Annotated in this window: 16 protein-coding genes; 9 read left to right on the top strand and 7 right to left on the bottom strand. The window is 45.0% G+C overall.

Features of this window, described 5'->3' with window-relative positions; genetic code table 11:
• Positions 1-245 precede the first annotated feature (245 nt).
• Together QUB51_RS02895 and QUB51_RS02900 are read left to right on the top strand one after the other, a co-directional pair.
• Positions 246-494, top strand: a complete 249-nt coding sequence (locus tag QUB51_RS02895) for a pentapeptide repeat-containing protein (protein WP_333259235.1) — start codon at positions 246-248, stop codon at positions 492-494.
• A 148-nt stretch (positions 495-642) separates the two neighbouring features.
• A complete protein-coding gene (locus QUB51_RS02900; protein ID WP_333259232.1) occupies positions 643-1,353 on the top strand; it encodes a DUF547 domain-containing protein in 711 nt (236 codons plus the stop codon).
• 77 nt (positions 1,354-1,430) lie between these two features.
• Here the strand turns inward: QUB51_RS02900 and QUB51_RS02905 are convergent, their stop codons facing one another.
• The gene (locus QUB51_RS02905; protein WP_333259230.1) at positions 1,431-1,628 is read right to left on the bottom strand and encodes a hypothetical protein; all 198 of its coding nucleotides are present in this window, start codon (positions 1,626-1,628) and stop codon (positions 1,431-1,433) included.
• Between the two features lie 339 nt (positions 1,629-1,967).
• On the opposite strand from QUB51_RS02905, the gene QUB51_RS02910 reads away from it, so the two are divergent.
• On the top strand, positions 1,968-2,345 hold the full coding sequence (locus QUB51_RS02910) for a hypothetical protein (protein ID WP_333259227.1): 378 nt from the start codon (positions 1,968-1,970) through the stop codon (positions 2,343-2,345).
• A 466-nt stretch (positions 2,346-2,811) separates the two neighbouring features.
• Entirely contained in the window at positions 2,812-3,771 is a 960-nt protein-coding gene (locus QUB51_RS02915; RefSeq protein ID WP_333259224.1) for a leucine-rich repeat domain-containing protein, read from the top strand.
• Positions 3,772-4,081: 310 nt separating this feature from the next.
• Here QUB51_RS02915 and QUB51_RS02920 read toward each other — a convergent pair whose 3' ends face one another.
• Positions 4,082-4,675, bottom strand: coding sequence for a Uma2 family endonuclease (locus QUB51_RS02920; RefSeq protein ID WP_333259221.1), 594 nt, complete (start codon positions 4,673-4,675; stop codon positions 4,082-4,084).
• 191 nt (positions 4,676-4,866) lie between these two features.
• On the opposite strand from QUB51_RS02920, the gene QUB51_RS02925 reads away from it, so the two are divergent.
• The 3 genes from QUB51_RS02925 (at position 4,867) to QUB51_RS02935 (ending at position 8,552) form a co-directional block, all read left to right on the top strand.
• Complete coding sequence (locus tag QUB51_RS02925) at positions 4,867-6,267, top strand: DUF2157 domain-containing protein (protein WP_333259218.1); 1,401 nt, start codon at positions 4,867-4,869, stop codon at positions 6,265-6,267.
• Between the two features lie 98 nt (positions 6,268-6,365).
• Positions 6,366-7,064, top strand: coding sequence for a GDYXXLXY domain-containing protein (locus QUB51_RS02930; RefSeq protein WP_333259215.1), 699 nt, complete (start codon positions 6,366-6,368; stop codon positions 7,062-7,064).
• Between the two features lie 366 nt (positions 7,065-7,430).
• Positions 7,431-8,552 (top strand): hypothetical protein, encoded by a 1,122-nt coding sequence (locus QUB51_RS02935; RefSeq protein ID WP_333259212.1) that lies wholly within the window; start codon positions 7,431-7,433, stop codon positions 8,550-8,552.
• Positions 8,553-8,828: 276 nt separating this feature from the next.
• Here the strand turns inward: QUB51_RS02935 and QUB51_RS30345 are convergent, their stop codons facing one another.
• Complete coding sequence (locus QUB51_RS30345; RefSeq protein WP_445299456.1) at positions 8,829-9,086, bottom strand: hypothetical protein; 258 nt, start codon at positions 9,084-9,086, stop codon at positions 8,829-8,831.
• On the bottom strand, positions 9,079-9,399 hold the full coding sequence (locus tag QUB51_RS30350; protein WP_445299455.1) for a hypothetical protein: 321 nt from the start codon (positions 9,397-9,399) through the stop codon (positions 9,079-9,081). The genes QUB51_RS30345 and QUB51_RS30350 overlap by 8 nt, the downstream gene beginning before the upstream one ends.
• Positions 9,400-9,572: 173 nt before the next feature.
• On the opposite strand from QUB51_RS30350, the gene hemH reads away from it, so the two are divergent.
• Positions 9,573-10,736: a ferrochelatase gene (gene hemH / locus QUB51_RS02945; protein ID WP_333259209.1), complete on the top strand. Its 1,164-nt coding sequence runs from the start codon at positions 9,573-9,575 to the stop codon at positions 10,734-10,736.
• 201 nt (positions 10,737-10,937) lie between these two features.
• Here the strand turns inward: hemH and QUB51_RS02950 are convergent, their stop codons facing one another.
• Positions 10,938-11,549, bottom strand: coding sequence for a DUF4126 domain-containing protein (locus QUB51_RS02950; RefSeq protein WP_333259206.1), 612 nt, complete (start codon positions 11,547-11,549; stop codon positions 10,938-10,940).
• A gap of 315 nt (positions 11,550-11,864) precedes the next feature.
• Between QUB51_RS02950 and QUB51_RS02955 the strand changes: the two genes are divergently transcribed.
• Complete coding sequence (locus tag QUB51_RS02955; protein ID WP_333259203.1) at positions 11,865-13,151, top strand: Glu/Leu/Phe/Val dehydrogenase; 1,287 nt, start codon at positions 11,865-11,867, stop codon at positions 13,149-13,151.
• 82 nt (positions 13,152-13,233) lie between these two features.
• Here QUB51_RS02955 and nrdJ read toward each other — a convergent pair whose 3' ends face one another.
• Both nrdJ and QUB51_RS02965 read right to left on the bottom strand, forming a co-directional pair.
• Positions 13,234-14,307: a ribonucleoside-triphosphate reductase, adenosylcobalamin-dependent gene (gene nrdJ, locus QUB51_RS02960; protein WP_333208161.1), complete on the bottom strand. Its 1,074-nt coding sequence runs from the start codon at positions 14,305-14,307 to the stop codon at positions 13,234-13,236.
• A 5-nt stretch (positions 14,308-14,312) separates the two neighbouring features.
• Positions 14,313-15,347 (bottom strand): NUMOD3 domain-containing DNA-binding protein, encoded by a 1,035-nt coding sequence (locus tag QUB51_RS02965; RefSeq protein ID WP_333053676.1) that lies wholly within the window; start codon positions 15,345-15,347, stop codon positions 14,313-14,315.
• Positions 15,348-15,432: the final 85 nt, after the last annotated feature.

The following is a 15,432-nucleotide window of genomic DNA, read 5'->3' on the forward strand; positions in this document are numbered from 1 at the left end:
GGAGGTAAGGGGAATTTAAAAAAATGCAGCTCAAAGTGGGATTGGTGTTGTGCCGGAAGAAACCGATCCCCGTTGAAATTGAAATTAAGAATCTTTTAAGATTGTAGAATGTAAAGAGCAGGAAATCTGTAACTTTGGGAGCAGTTTCAGGGGGAATGATTTTCGGGTTGGCTACACCAGTGATTGCACCTAACCCGCAGCAAATCAATTAGTTGCGGTAAACTAACCAGTGTCCGGGCGGCGATTTGATCGGCATTCGCCTGCGGTACGCGAGTTTAGCAAATGCCAATTTGCAAGGGACTGATTTGAGAGAAGCAAATTTTAGGGCAGCTAATTTATCGGGGGCAAATTTGAGCGGTGCTTCTTTGTGGCAAGCTAATTTACAAGGCGCTAATTTTACTCAAGCTAATTTAATCCAGAGCCCGTTTGAGGGGGTTAATCTAAAAAATGCTACCGTTGCAGGTGTTATTTGGGTTGAGGCTAGTATTAAATAGAGAAATCCTTGCAGGAGTCGTAAATTTTTAACCCCACCCCAACCCTCCCCTTGCTAAGGGGAGGGAGTAAGAAATTCACAAATGATTTAGGATTGCTATAGAAGCAGAAGCTAAAGCAATGCCCGCCTTAGATTAGGGATAGTAATAAATGATCGGTACGATCGACTTTACGATTTGGGACGAGTTGCTGCAACGCTACGTTGACGATTTCGGCCGCGTCAATTATCGGGGCTGGAAAGCTGAGGGGGCGGATGTTTTGAGAGGGTGGCTGGAAAGTTTGGCCGATGTGGATTTGGCGGATGGTACTGATGCGGATGCGCGGCTGGCGTTGTGGCTGAATGCGTATAATGCGATCGCAATTTCTCAAGTTCTGGAAGTATATCCGATCGCGTCCATCCGTCCCAAAATTTTGGGAATTCCCAACTGGCTGAGTTTTTTGGATTTTTTCACTCGTTCAAATGTGATTATTGGCGGCAAAAAGCACAGTCTCAATCAAATCGAACACGCAATTTTGCGGCCGGAATTTGCCGAACCGCGCATCCATTTTGCATTAGTTTGCGCTTCAGTCGGGTGCCCGCTGCTGCGCCGGGGGGCTTATTTCCCGGAGTCGGTACGGACTCAACTAGAAGCGGATGCCAGCCGTTTTATTCACAATCCTGATAAGGTGCGATATGATGCCGAGAAAAAGACGCTTTATTTGAGCAAGATTTTGAAGTGGTACGGCGAGGATTTTGTAAAAGCGGCGGGTTCGGTGGCTGAGTATGTGGGCGGTTATTTGGGGCCGGAGGCGGCTGTGGGTGATGGATGGGCGATCGTTTTTTTGCCTTACGACTGGAATTTGAATCGGGTTGATGGATAAAATTTGCGCCTATGGGTAGGTGTTTTTTTGAGGGGGTAATTTTTTTCGGCTGTCGTTACCCCTTCAAATTGCCAGATTCAACAGGGCGATCGGATGACTCCGAGGCGATCGACTGTGACCAGGTGAGAGGCGATCGGACGGCTGGCACTGGCACGGGTGAAAAATGCAGCATTTAGGGCGGTGTGTGGGGTTTTGGGGTGATTGGATGGCTGGCACGGCTGAAGGGGTGATAATTGCACCACAGGCACGGCTCGCACGGTTCGAGAGGCTGGCACGGTCTAGCGGTACGGTCGGAGCGATCGGATTGTTGGAGCGGTGGCAGGTCGGAGCGGTTGGAGATCCCGAATCAGATTCGCAAGGAGGAATCAGCATTTTGTAGTCAAGTTTTAAACCTCTAAACTTGTTTACAGGCAAATAAAGAAAACTTGTTTACAGGTTCTCTAGCTAACATCAAGGGCGGTCGGCGAAAAGATGGGCTGGGAGGAACAGACTGTTTAAAATCGACATTAAGGTACAGAATGTTATACGAGCGAGCAGCCGAATAGCATGAAACAATTGTGATGTCTATGAAATACTCTGCTGTACAACCTAATCTCAAAAAAGGAGCATAGACGATGGGTGAAGCGAAACGGCGCAAACAGGAAGATCCTAACTACGGGAAGGAACATAAGAAGCCAAAACCAGTGATTCAACTGGGAAAATTCATGAACTTATACGAAGAAGGAACCATTACTCCAAGTCAACGCGAAGAGGCCGGAATAAAAGACTGTGAACGGTGCGTAGCTTTTACGATTGAGGGCTTCAGAATTCGGGGTGTTGCATTTCTGTCCGTAGAGAGAAAGGGAAATAGAAAGGGAAAAATTCGTGTTGACATAATTCGTTCTTTTGAAGAAAGTGGCTTATCAAAAATTGAGGAAAAGATACTCCGTTCTGCTGAGCCTGAAATTCGCAGAATTGTGACCGAAGCCTATAAGACCAACTTCTATCGCTAAGTTAAGATTGATGGGAGGACAGACATTAGACGTTATAACTCGAATTCCCAACCTGGGGTCTGCAACTTTTAAAACTACGTCAGAATAGGTTAATCTTCTGATGAAGTTGTAAACGCAGTTTTCTAAGTAGCGAGAACTGCTTGCCCAGGCACTTGTCTAGTATGTTACTAGCATTTGTCTAGTAACATACTAGCGCTTGTCTAGTGTGGTGCCTATTACAACGCAGTTCCCATGGTTGCAAGTCATAGATGGGAAAATAGGAATAATCTGATGTAGCTGTAGCACTTTTCAGTCTGGACTCAGAAAATGCTCTTTGCCTTCCTTGAACATATTTATTGCCCGATTAATTTTTGGGGAAACCGCATTAGTGTGTTTTTTTGGGGTCGTATCCTGATTCCTGTCATTTTTCCCCATAAGCTAGATTTAATTGTCATCATAAAATGAATACTATGGGGAGATAAAGGGGATGATACGAGAAAAAGCAGTCCAAAGAATTGAGCAAGTTGCCGTTAAAAAATTGACTGAACTAGATTTGTCACGACTAGATCTGAAAGAATTGCCACGTGAAATTTTCAGTTGTAGACATTTGAAACACCTTTCACTACGTGAAAATCAAATTACCCAAATTCCAGATGCAATTGGTCAACTGTCGAGTCTCACAAAACTTGACCTCTGTCGTAATAAGATTACCGAAATCCCAGAGGTGCTTGGGCAATTGTCGAATCTGACATCGCTTGACCTCTGGAATAATAAGATTACTGGAATTCCAGATGCCTTCGGGCAACTGTCAAATCTAAGAGAGCTTTCTCTTAGCTGTAATCAGATTACCTCCCTCCCACAAACATTTGGGCAACTGTCGAATCTGAGAGAGATTAATCTCTGGGGCAACCAGATTACCTCCCTGCCAGAAACATTTGGGCAATTGTCCAATCTGACATCGCTGCGACTCGAGGAGAATCACATTAGTTTTCTTCCGGAAACGTTTGGTCTACTGTCTAACCTAGCAACGCTTTTCCTCCATTACAATCAAATTACCTCTATTCCAAATACGTTTGGTCTACTGTCTAACCTGACGAACCTTTCCCTTGGTCACAATCAGATTACCTCCATCCCAAATACGTTTGGTCTACTGTCTAGCCTGACGAACCTTTCCCTTAGTCACAATCAGATTACCTCTATCCCAGAAGCGCTCGGTCAACTGTCCAATCTGAGATGGCTTTACCTCCGTGACAATCAGATTGCTGAAATCCCGGAGGCGATTCGTGACATGGAAAAGCTGGAAATACTCGACTTACGGGGAAATCCGATCCCAATTCCTCCCGAAATTCTCCAAGGCGAAGAGTCTTACGAACCAGGCGATTTGTTTACCATTCTCGACTTCTACTTCCAAACCCGTGATTCCAACGATACAGAAGAACTCAGCTAAGTCAAACTTTTGATTGTAGGCGAAGGCGAATCGGGGAGTTGCAGTATTCTGACGTAGCTGCAATGGTTACAAGCCCTAGACTGGGAAAATAGAGTTTTCCCGCCTAGATTAATTTAGCAAAGTAAGGTTGATGATATTCTTACGTCACTATCTAAAAATTGTGTGACTGTTAGAGCGAAACTTACAGGTTGCAATCAACCTAAATCCCTATCAGGGATTGAAACATGGCCTCAATCAGGTTGAGGGTGGAGATTTTCACTAATCGGTGGGTGGTTAGATGAATGCTAACCAATTAGCTATTGATCCGCCCTTAAACCTCTCCACTGAAAATCTGTTGAACCGTCAAACTTAGCTGTGGAAACATCGGAGATACGATCGCCTCTCCATCCCGAAATACCCCAACCTCAACATATTGCCCCTCATCAAGCCGCAAAACCGTCACAACTTGTTCAATTGGATCGATAACCCAATACTCTGCGATGCCCCGCGCTGCATACTGGGCTCGTTTGCGATCGTAATCCCGATCCCTGCCCACTCTACCCGGACTGACTACCTCCACAACAAACCGAGGAGGCAGCATATCGAAAGTGATAGTTAGCCTGGTTGCTGTCAGCGGAATATGTTCAGGTTCCAGAATTATCAAATCGGGGTAGCGGTTGGCGGCATCTCCCGATCGCAAAACCGCAACTTGAACCTCGCAATTATGCGTTTTAATCAGCCTGAGTGGCACTAGCCCGCTGCTAGCAAAATAGAATAATAGATAGTTAGCAACGAAATTATTAGGTTCCGATTCTGGTGGCAAAGCTATTAACTCCCCATCAATTAACTCATAGCGTTGACCCGTATCATTTGAGTAATTAAGGTACTCGTCAAAAGTTATTTTTTTAGAGTGAGCTTGTACCATAATATTACATTCCTTGATTTATTCGTTTCTTTCTGCTGGGAGTTTGTTTATCTAGAAACGGTTTCAACAGCCGAAGGATATCAATCAAAACTGCTGTGCTAGTTCAGCAGGTGTCCCAGCCTCCATCGACAATCGACGCACAAGTGACATATTAAAAACTATCACAGTTCAAATCCTCTGGAATATTAAAAATGATTTCAGATAAATTTCGGCGCGAGTTGCGAGAACAAGCCAAACTCTGGCAAGCAGAAGGACTCATCGACACTTCATTCTACCAACAACTTTCCGAACGCTACCAATTCAACACACTCGAAACCGCCTCCCGCAACCGATTCCTCAGCATTCTCATCAGTCTCGGCGGCATTCTCCTCGGTATAGGAGTCCTCACCTTTGTAGCCGCAAACTGGCAAGTTTGGTCGCGCGAAGTGAGAGTTGCACTGCTGCTAAGTCTTTTCGTAGCAGTCAATGCAGCAGGTTTCTATCTGTGGCGAATTCCCCCATCCCGAAGCAAAAACTCCAATCCCAATATGCCCGCAACAAAAGGGCGAAACAAACTCCTAGGTGAAGGATTGTTGCTGTTAGGAGCTCTGATTTTAGGAGCAAATATGGCATTGATGGCGCAAATGTTCCACATTGGCGGTTCTTCCTACGGACTTTTCCTTGCTTGGGGAATCGGCGTGCTCGGAATGGCTTACAGTTTGCGGTTGACTTCCTTGGGCGTTTTGTCCGCACTTTTAATCGGTTTGGGCTATTGGCTTGCCGTGTTAGATTGGTCTTCCAAAGTCGAGTTTTCTTGGCTGGAAGTTTTGGTGCGGCAAATGCCGATCGCAGCCAGTATAATGTTTGTGCCGCTGGCTTATTGGTGTCGATCGCGTGCTATTTTTGCCCTAGGTGCGATCGCGATAATTTTTTCCCTACAAGTTTCTATTGTCCAAGGGTTAAATCCAACCTGGGCTGCTGCAATTTTTTGCGCCCTACCGCCCGCTTTGCTGTGGGGATACGACGATGCAATCTGGCCGAAAGTACACAGCAGGCTGTTTCAACCTACCGCCCGCAGTTTAGCACTGCTGTTTCTCGCCGGTTTGTTTTATTTTCTTTCTTTCTACGGGTTTTGGCCGGATTCGCCGAATCCTGCGCCAACTGATCCGGATTGGGTTTTGCTGGCAAATGTGGCTGTTTTGGGCGGTTTCACGCTGTTTGAATGGCTGCGTTTGGGACGTTTGGAACTCCGGCGGCCAAAACAAAAAGCAGTGGATTTGACTACAAGTGCGATCGGCATTTTAATTCTCGCCAGCGCCTTAATACCGCTTATTCACCTCAATTTTACTCCCCTTCCTCAATTAGCAACTTTTCTGTTCAATGTTTTATCATTTTTGCTCGCTGTCGGCTTAATCCGAGAAGGTTTAGCATTAGGAAACCGCCGGAGTTTTTGGGGAGGAATGGTATTAATAACCCTGCAAATTATCAGCCGAGTCTTTGAATATAACACAGGATTGTTGCTCAAATCTTTTGTCTTTGTTTTGTGCGGAATTGGCGTAATTGCTGCGGGTTTGTGGTTCGAGCGCCACTTCGCAAAAATCCCCGATGAATAGAAATTATTCATCTCTCTCTTCTCTCACTCAGCGCCCTCTGCGTTCTCGGTGGTTTAATCATTCCGAAACAGCCGTAAACAATATAACCCATACATAACATGAACACAAACAACATTGACTTATTAGTTAACAATCCAGATACAACAAATCTGTTTCAGCTTCCCCCGGAAGCAAAACGCCTTCCCGCGTGGCGAATGTGGGTTCCTTTACTCTTGCAAATCGGACTAATTGCCGCCGTACCCGCCACCGCAGTTTACACTTTTATTACTGGCAAAACAGTTGTCCTGCAAACAGCACCAGTAGATCCTTACGACTTTTTGCGCGGATATTACCAAGTTTTGAGCTATGATATTTCCGATCGCACAAATCTCCAAAATCTCCCCGGCTGGAAAGATTTAGCGACGGAAAAAATATATTGTCCGCCCGGAGTTGCTTGTCCACAAAATACGCACAATGTCAAGGCAAAAACCAGTTTTTATGTAATCTTAGAAGCGCCAAAAGCAGCGACTAATCCCGGCCGCCCCCAAGCTTGGAAACCTGTCCGCGTCAGTCTGGAAAATCCCGCCAATTTGGCCGCCAATCAAATCGCAATTAAGGGCAAATATAACGGTTGGCAGATGGAATACGGCTTAGAAACTTATTATATGCCAGAGGATGAAAGGGAAAAAGTCAATCAGGAGATTAGCGAAGCTCAAAGGAACCAGCGACAATCTTTTTTGGTAGAAGTAAAGGTTGACAAAACAGGCCATGCTGTGCCTGTGAGTTTGTGGGTGCGCGATCGTAATTATCGATTTTAGCTGATATCTCGCACCATAGTCAGCAACAGGCAAGATGCCTGTTCCACAAAATATAAATTTTCTTGTGGAACAGGCATCTTGCCTGTTCCTAAACAAGTAATTGAGAATGGTGCAACATATGAGTTTTAGCCAATCAGGCCAAAAGGTCGATCGGCCTTTTGCCCTTGTTTTGAGTATTTTGGCTTAGGCATGGCGCCGAGGTTCGGCGATTCCCTACCGCAACGGGCCCGCAGGCACGTTGGGGATAGCTTCGCTCGCGCAGACATTTCAATTGCCGACAACCCAGGAGAATCTATTAAGATATATAAGACTTGTGCAAATCTTGCCAGTTCAAGGGCGCAAGTCATGACTCTACTGGAGCTTCTCATGTTAGCCGAGCTAATCTCAGCCAGACGAATACTCAAGACCAAACTCCTCGACTTCTTAGGACTTCCCGAAAATTGCCCAGACCAAACAGATCATCTCGTCAACCGAATTGTATCCCTGCTGGAAGCAAATCCCGCCGAACAAGAGAGATTTTGGGAGACATTCAAAAGTGAATTAGCCGTCGATCCGGTAGAATTAGAAACAATACTCAAGTGTTCGCCCGCAGAACGCCAGCAGTGGATTGAACAAGACAAACTCCCTATTTTAGAATACCGCTCTTTCCGCAAATCAGGAATCCATCTAGAATATCCCGTTCACGACAGAAGATTCATCTTAAGTCTAACGCCAACCGATATTAATAATTGGCGCCAAGAACCCAAAGGGCTGATTAAAAATAATCACCAAATACCCACCCCAATCAATACAGAAAAGCCTGAAGAAAACGAACAATCGCGATTAGCTTTTAGTTCAGCTTGGGAAAAAATCATTTCCGACTGGAAAGAACAAGGTTCGGCGGAAATTTCAGCAACCTTCCAGCTAGCTTACTGGACAGTTTGGGCGTCGCGCTGGGCCAAAGAAAATCAGCTCAACAGCTTTAAAGCAATTAAATATAAGGAAGTCTACGAAACTCACCAGCAGGAATGGTACCAGCGAAAAAATCAAGCAGTCAAGTTACTGATTGAAATGCCCTACGCCATGCTTTACTTCTACCGTCCGGCGGATTCTGACAAATTATATCTCGAACTGTGCGACGACCACGAGGAAATGATGAAAGATGCCTACTTTTGGGATAAGTGGGATTTTTTCTATCAGAACCGCAAACTTGTAAATAAGTGCCGCGAGTGTGTGTACTGCGAAACCAAAGATTATTACTCGCTTTACTATCTCGAAATCAAAAGCGACAAGTTTCCCGATTTTAGTTTTTCTTTCCACACGCCGTACCCAATAGGCAGAAAATTTTTGCCGCATCCAGAAACGCTGCCTTATGTCGAACACGTAGAACAGGACGGCATTTTTCGCTTTGGCCGCCCGCTGCTGGAACAAGAGAAAGTTATTCACACCGAAAAGGATGTATTGCTAAAGTTTGAGGCGGCTTTGGCAGAAGCGAAAAAGTTTGTTTAGTCATTAGCTATTAGTCATTAGTCATGAGTAGACTTATTGCAGATTTTTGGGATTGATAGGGAAACCGCAGATAAACGCAAATAGCGGAATTATTCAGATATCTATTCTCTTTATCTGCGTGAATCTGCGTCAATCCCTTGTCATCTGCGGTTAATTTCTCTTTTTTAAACCGCAGATACAGGCAGATAAACACAGATTAACGCAGATAAATTAGATCTATTCCGGTTGCAGTCTCGGTGATGGTTGGCGGTTGACTGGATTTGAAGCCCGACGATGTTACCGGATTTGATATGACTTCTGAACTTGGATTACTTGAATGCTGCCGCCAGCATAAAGTTTTGGTTGTGGAGTTACTTCGGAATTGTACGATCGCAATCCCACCTCTGCCAGCAAACTCCTCAAGTCAGTTTCGATCAACTTCCAAGCAGTTTCAGTCTCAAACAACCACAAAAATACAGGCAACCCTGGCCAAAATACCGGATTTGTGGGTCGATGAAAATCTACCAAAATGAATAGACTACCGGACTTAAGCACGCGGTATACTTCCTGAAAGATCTGTGGCAATTGCGCCGATCGCATTTTGTGCATCGCAACGCTGCTGTGTACTCCTGTCAAACTGACAGTGGGCAAAAGCTTCTAAACAATAATTGGCTGATGGTACATTTTTCCTTGCCCGTTGCAGAGATAATGGCGAAGCGTCAAGCCCTGTGACATCCTGGGAATATTGCACCAGAAATTGCCTAGTTTGACCGCTATAGCAGCAACGGTCTAAAACTTTAGTTTCCGCGCTGACGGTCAAATTTTGTAAGGCTAGTTGGCCCAAACGAGGATGGCAACCTACGCTCAAAGCAGCCAGAGGTGCGATCGCAATCCTAGAGACACTGAAACCGATAACTTAAATCTCTAAAAATTGTTGCTATAGTCAAAATTATGTATACCTTGCTATCGACTTAAGATATTATTAAATTATATGATAAAGATAAGTAACAGAACTGAGACGATGGGAGAGCTGTAACCGCTATGGGTCGTGTGGGAGTATTGCTATTAAACTTGGGCGGGCCAGATCAAATCGAGGATGTCCGTCCTTTCCTGTTCAACTTGTTTGCTGACCCGGAAATCATTCGCATTCCGTTTCCGTGGATGCAAAAACCGCTCGCCTGGTTGATTTCGACCCTGCGCTTTCAAAAATCCCAGGAAAACTACCGCCAAATCGGGGGCGGCTCTCCTTTGCGGCGAATTACCGAGGAACAAGCCCTAGCCCTGCAAGAACGATTGCAGTCCAAGGGACAAGATGCTCGAGTATACGTGGGGATGCGCTACTGGCATCCTTTTACCGAAGAGGCGATCGCCAAAATAAAGCGCGATCGTATCGAACATTTGACAATCTTGCCGCTGTATCCTCAATTTTCCATCAGCACCAGCGGTTCTAGCTTCCGGCAGCTAGAAGAAATGTGGGGCAAAGATCCTGACCTCAAGGATATACAATATACCGCGATTCCTTCTTGGTATCAGCGGCCTGGTTACATTCAGGCAATGTCGGAATTGATAGCCCAACAACTAGACCACAATCCGAATCCTGATCGAGTTCACATCTTTTTCAGCGCCCACGGCGTCCCCCTCAGCTACGTAGAAGAGGCTGGAGACCCCTATCAGCGCGAGATTGAAGATTGCACTCGTCTGATTATGGAACATTTGAATCGATCGAACGAACACACTCTAGCTTATCAAAGTCGGGTTGGCCCGGTGGAATGGCTCAAGCCTTACACCGAAGACGCCATTACCGAATTGGCAGAAAATGGAGTGCAAGATTTGTTGGTAGTTCCGATTAGTTTCGTTTCCGAACACATCGAGACTCTACAAGAAATTGACATGGAGTATCGAGAATTAGCAGAAGAATCGGGAATTGAAAATTTCTACCGAGTGCCCGCACTGAATACTCATCCGGTGTTTATTGAAGCCTTGGCTGATTTAGTCATCGAGTCGATCGAATCTCCCAACGTTAAATTCTCGGATGTTATACGTCCTTCCAAGACAGTGAAAATGTACCCTCAAGAGCAGTGGGAGTGGGGTTTGACCACGGGGGCGGAAGTCTGGAACGGTCGTGTGGCGATGATTGGTTTTGTGGCACTATTGCTGGAGTTAATTACGGGTCAGGGCCCGCTACACTCGATCGGATTGCTTTAAATTGACAGTTGACAGTTGACAGTTGACAGTTGACTGTTGACTGTTGACTGTTGTTACAAATGACTAATGATATAAAATCAGTTGGGATCGGAATTATTCATCTCTCTCTTCTCTTCCTCAGCGCCCTCAGCGGTCTCTGCGGTTAAATCATTCCGAAACAACCGTAAACGATATTACTAATCACCAATAACTCATCACTAACTAATCAGGATCGCGCTTGTGGCGGCGGGGATTTCCCCTATCGCCCGGTATTCCCTGACTTTTGTACCAGCAATACCACTCTTTAGAACTGCGAATTGCCAGCCACAGCAGCGTCATCGCAACTAACCCTCCCTGCCGTGGTGCGTCAAAGGCAAACAAAACCAAGGAAATGCACAGAACATCTTGGAGGAAAATCACCCAAATCGGCAAACCCCGCAGTCGATAAAACCATCCAGCTTGTACCAGTTGCAGCACTAAAGCCAACAAACCTCCGACAATACCAATTATCCACAGCATCCAAGGGTGAGCAATAATTTCCTCGATCGAACTTAGTTGAGCGATCGAAATTCCCATAATTGCTCCTACAATAGGACTGAAAATAATTTGCACAATTTGCAGCACCCGCTGTCCCACAAAGGTTTTAGAAGCAAATAACTCTAATAGCGACCAGCTCACCAAGATGGTGATAGCCACCTGGGGGGGAACCCCCGACAATAGAGGTATTTCCGACCAAAGTTTGTCAATCCGCAACAAACCAATTAACAGCAGGGGCAGGGCAATTCTCATACCCCCTGCCGCAGACGCAGAGAGTGCGGCTAGGAGTCCAACCATAATAATAATAATTCAGTTTCTAACGTCAGCTAAAGCATCGAGCTATTTCAGAATTTAATTCCCCTGATGGCTGGCTGTGATTTGAGCGATCGAACTCAAATTGTGGCTTGAGCTTAAATATCACCCTCTATTGTAAGTGTATCTGCTTAATCGCTGCTTGGCACTGCGATATTGTCGATCGACACAAAGTAGTTGACTGTTGTCAGAAGAAAGGAGGCAGCATTCAACCAGGATTGTGATTAAATTAGCTTAAGCACCCGAAGCCTTCTTCTGACAACAGTTAACAGTCAACAGTCAACAGTCAACTAACTTCTTATGTCTGATTCATTATTTGCCGATGCCAGCCGCCGATTAGAACGAGCCTTAAAATATGTGTCCCTTTCCGAGGATACGATTGAAAGGCTGAAACACCCCAAATCCAGTTTAATTGTATCGATTCCCGTGCGGATGGACGACGGTTCCCTGCGAATTTTTCAAGGTTATCGGGTGCGCTACGACAATACCAGAGGCCCGTCTAAAGGAGGAGTGCGCTATCATCCAGAAGTCTCCCTTGATGAAGTGCAATCCTTAGCATTTTGGATGACTTTTAAATGTGCAGTTTTGAACTTGCCTTTTGGAGGAGCCAAGGGCGGAATTACTCTCAATCCCAAGGAATTGTCCAAACTGGAATTGGAACGGTTGAGCCGGGGCTATGTCGATGCGATCGCAGATTTCATCGGGCCCGATGTCGATATTCCCGCGCCGGATGTCTACACCAATCCCATGATTATGGGTTGGATGATGGATCAGTACAATATTATTAAGCGGCAGCTTTCTCCAGCCGTGGTGACTGGAAAACCAGTGACAATTGGTGGCAGCTTGGGCAGAGATACGGCCACAGCAATGGGTGCTTTTTTTGTAGTACAAACTCTTCTACCCAAATTTGAGCTAAATCCTCAAGATACAACTGTCGCAGTACAAGGTTTTGGTAATGCGGGTGCAGAAATAGCAGAACTGCTCTGGAAAGCAGGTTACAAAGTTGTTGCTGTCAGTGATTCCCAAGGGGGAATTTATGCTAAACAAGGGCTGGATATCCCCAGTATTCGAGGCTTTAAAGACTCTAACAAAGGTATCAAAGCTGTTTACTGCGAAGGTTCTGTTTGCAATATTATCGAACACGAAATCTTGACCAATGAGCAACTTTTAGCATTAGATGTAGACGTGCTGGTTCCAGCAGCTTTGGAGAATCAAATAACAGAAGCCAATGTTAATGATATTAAGGCTAAGTTTATTTTTGAAGTAGCTAACGGGCCGATTGATTCTGCTGCTGATTTGATTTTAGAAGCGAGGGGAATTCAGGTAATCCCTGATATTTTAGTCAATGCCGGAGGCGTAACGGTTAGTTATTTTGAGTGGGTGCAAAACCGCAGCGGACTTTATTGGACACTAGAGGAAGTCAACCAGCGGTTGAAGCATAAAATGGTCGAAGAGACTGAGGCAATTTGGAAAAAATCTCAGGAATTGTCAGTTTCCATGAGAACTGCTGCTTACGTGTACGGGTTAAATCGACTCGGAGAAGCGATGAATGCGAAGGGAACGCGGGATTATTATGTGAAGGGTTGAGAAATAAAATCCCCGACTTCTTCTGGTTATTTTCGTGAAATATCGAAGTAATTTCAGAAGTCGGGGATTTGGCTATTGGCTATTACATAGCCTTAGTCTCTGGCATCAAACACTTATCGGAATCGCAGCCCGCCGGCCCTGAATCCATCATTTCACCCAAGTCATAGCGACTCAGTGCCGCATGAAAAACATCTATTTGGCGGCGCGCTAAACTCTCTTCCACCATCTTGGTGTAAGTTTCCTTGCTTATCGGTTCAAAGGGCAGACGCGGGAAAGTTTCAAGAGCATCAAACCGAGCTAAAAGCGCTGCGGAAATGTAGCCTTCATCATCGCGAATCGCTTCATAAATCCGAGTCCCCAAACTTTCCACTTCATTTTCGCGCAGTTCAATCGTGGCAGAAGTGTTATGTCTGACATAGAACTTTTGCACTTGCATATAAAAGTCCATTTGTGCCGCCGCTGAGAATTTGTTAATGTCAATTTCATCAGCACCGGGCAAGTCAGCCCAACTTACCGCAACAGGTATTTCTACCAGCCATTCTGTACAGCGTTCATCGAAGGGATTGTTCAGCAAATTGCCGTTTTCATCTTTGTCAGATTGAGACGGAATCACGTTGTATCCGTAGTCGATGCAGGCGAGGGCTACGGGGTCGTTTTTGCCGAAAGTGATTCGGCGAATGAAACGCTGGGCTTTCGGCGGATGCCAGCCGGGAGAAGCACCTGTCAGCAGAGATTTAGTACCCGATGGTTGAACCGTTGTGCAGCGATTTGGGCGTTTTAAGGAATGGCGATCGCAATAATCCCATACTACCCGATTCACAATCTCGCGCCAACCACTCAAATACTCTTCTTCCCGCTGTTTAAAAGCGATTCCTTGCGGAGTTTGCGGGCGACCTTCCACCCACCAGCGCAGCCACTCAACGCCAAAAGCGTGAACGAAGAAATCGAACAATCCCGTGAAAGAGACGCCGACAATCGGGTCGAGTTCGCGGCTGTATTGATAGCGGGGTTCAAGAAATTTGTGATTGAGAAGTACCGCCACAGATAGAGCCGCAGCCTTGAAAGCTTCCTCCTGTTCTTTGAAGTTGTAAGGGTCAATTTGATTGAGGTGAACCTCCGCCAAATTACAGTGAAAGTTAGAACCGATAATTTCCATTTTTGTTATCCTAAAGGCTTTTTATCCTCTAGTTCTACTGCTTTATTTTTCGCAGTAGCTCCGCGTACCTTTTGCGCGTATTCCCTCAAATAATAGAGGAGTTCCTTTCTGCTACATGGTTTACCTGTAACAATCTGACATATTGTTCGGATATCCAGAATGTTATTTTCTTTTTGTATTGAGTCCTGTAAAGCTTGAAAAAGCTCTTTTAGGTTATTCAACTTTACAGATAAGAGTGTCTCATAATTATCCAAGGCAAAAGCATGAGCTAATGTTTGAATATCAGAATTAGTTGTTGAAGTTTTTCCATGCTGTGCCTGAACAGAGCAATTTTTGGAGCAAAAACGACGCTTCGATACTTTGTGTTGTATAACTTCAAAACTGTTCTGACAAAATTCGCAAGTAAGAATAAATCTAGGTACTAATGCACCTGTTTTCTTGCCCTTGCGTGACTCATGGTATGCTTTTCGCTTGGCACTATTGACAAACTTTTCCTTGAAACTAGGATCTGCAAATCTTGCCTTCGCCTTAGCTTTGATTTTGGCTTTGGTGGTTTCAGATTGAGTAACGCCATACATAGGGTTTCTCTTTCCGAAATTATCCATGCCTCTTACCTTAGCATGAGATTTCCATTCCTGTTTCAAATGCTCAAATACAAAAGGAGTATCCTTAATGAGTTGTCTTAGATCTTTTTCTTGAAAAATAGTAACTTTTACATTGTACTCAGACTCAAATCGCTGAATTTTTGGCAAGTCGCTTTGATAATTAAAAACGCCTTTAATTTCGACATACTCACCATTTTCTAGAAGGAAGTCTGGTTTGTACCGAACTTCATTCGAGAGTAGATAGGTTTTATCTTCGTATGTCCAGCCAATTTCCATGTAGTCCAGGTATTTCGCGTAAATGTACTCAAGACTTGACCTTAAACAATGCTCACCGTAGAAACCTGAGTAGCCATAAAAGGTGCTTGTCATACGCGCCCCCACACTCTTGGAGAGATTATATTCTAGATTGCTTTTTTCATTGTAATCTAGCTTCACTCTCTACGCTGTACGGTGTCAAAAGCTTTTTAGTTCTTCTGATTACCACGGGATTAGCATTTCAGCTTTCCCCGTATTTGCGAGG

This window comes from Microcoleus sp. AT8-A3, assembly GCF_036705675.1.
Classification (GTDB): domain Bacteria; phylum Cyanobacteriota; class Cyanobacteriia; order Cyanobacteriales; family Microcoleaceae; genus Microcoleus.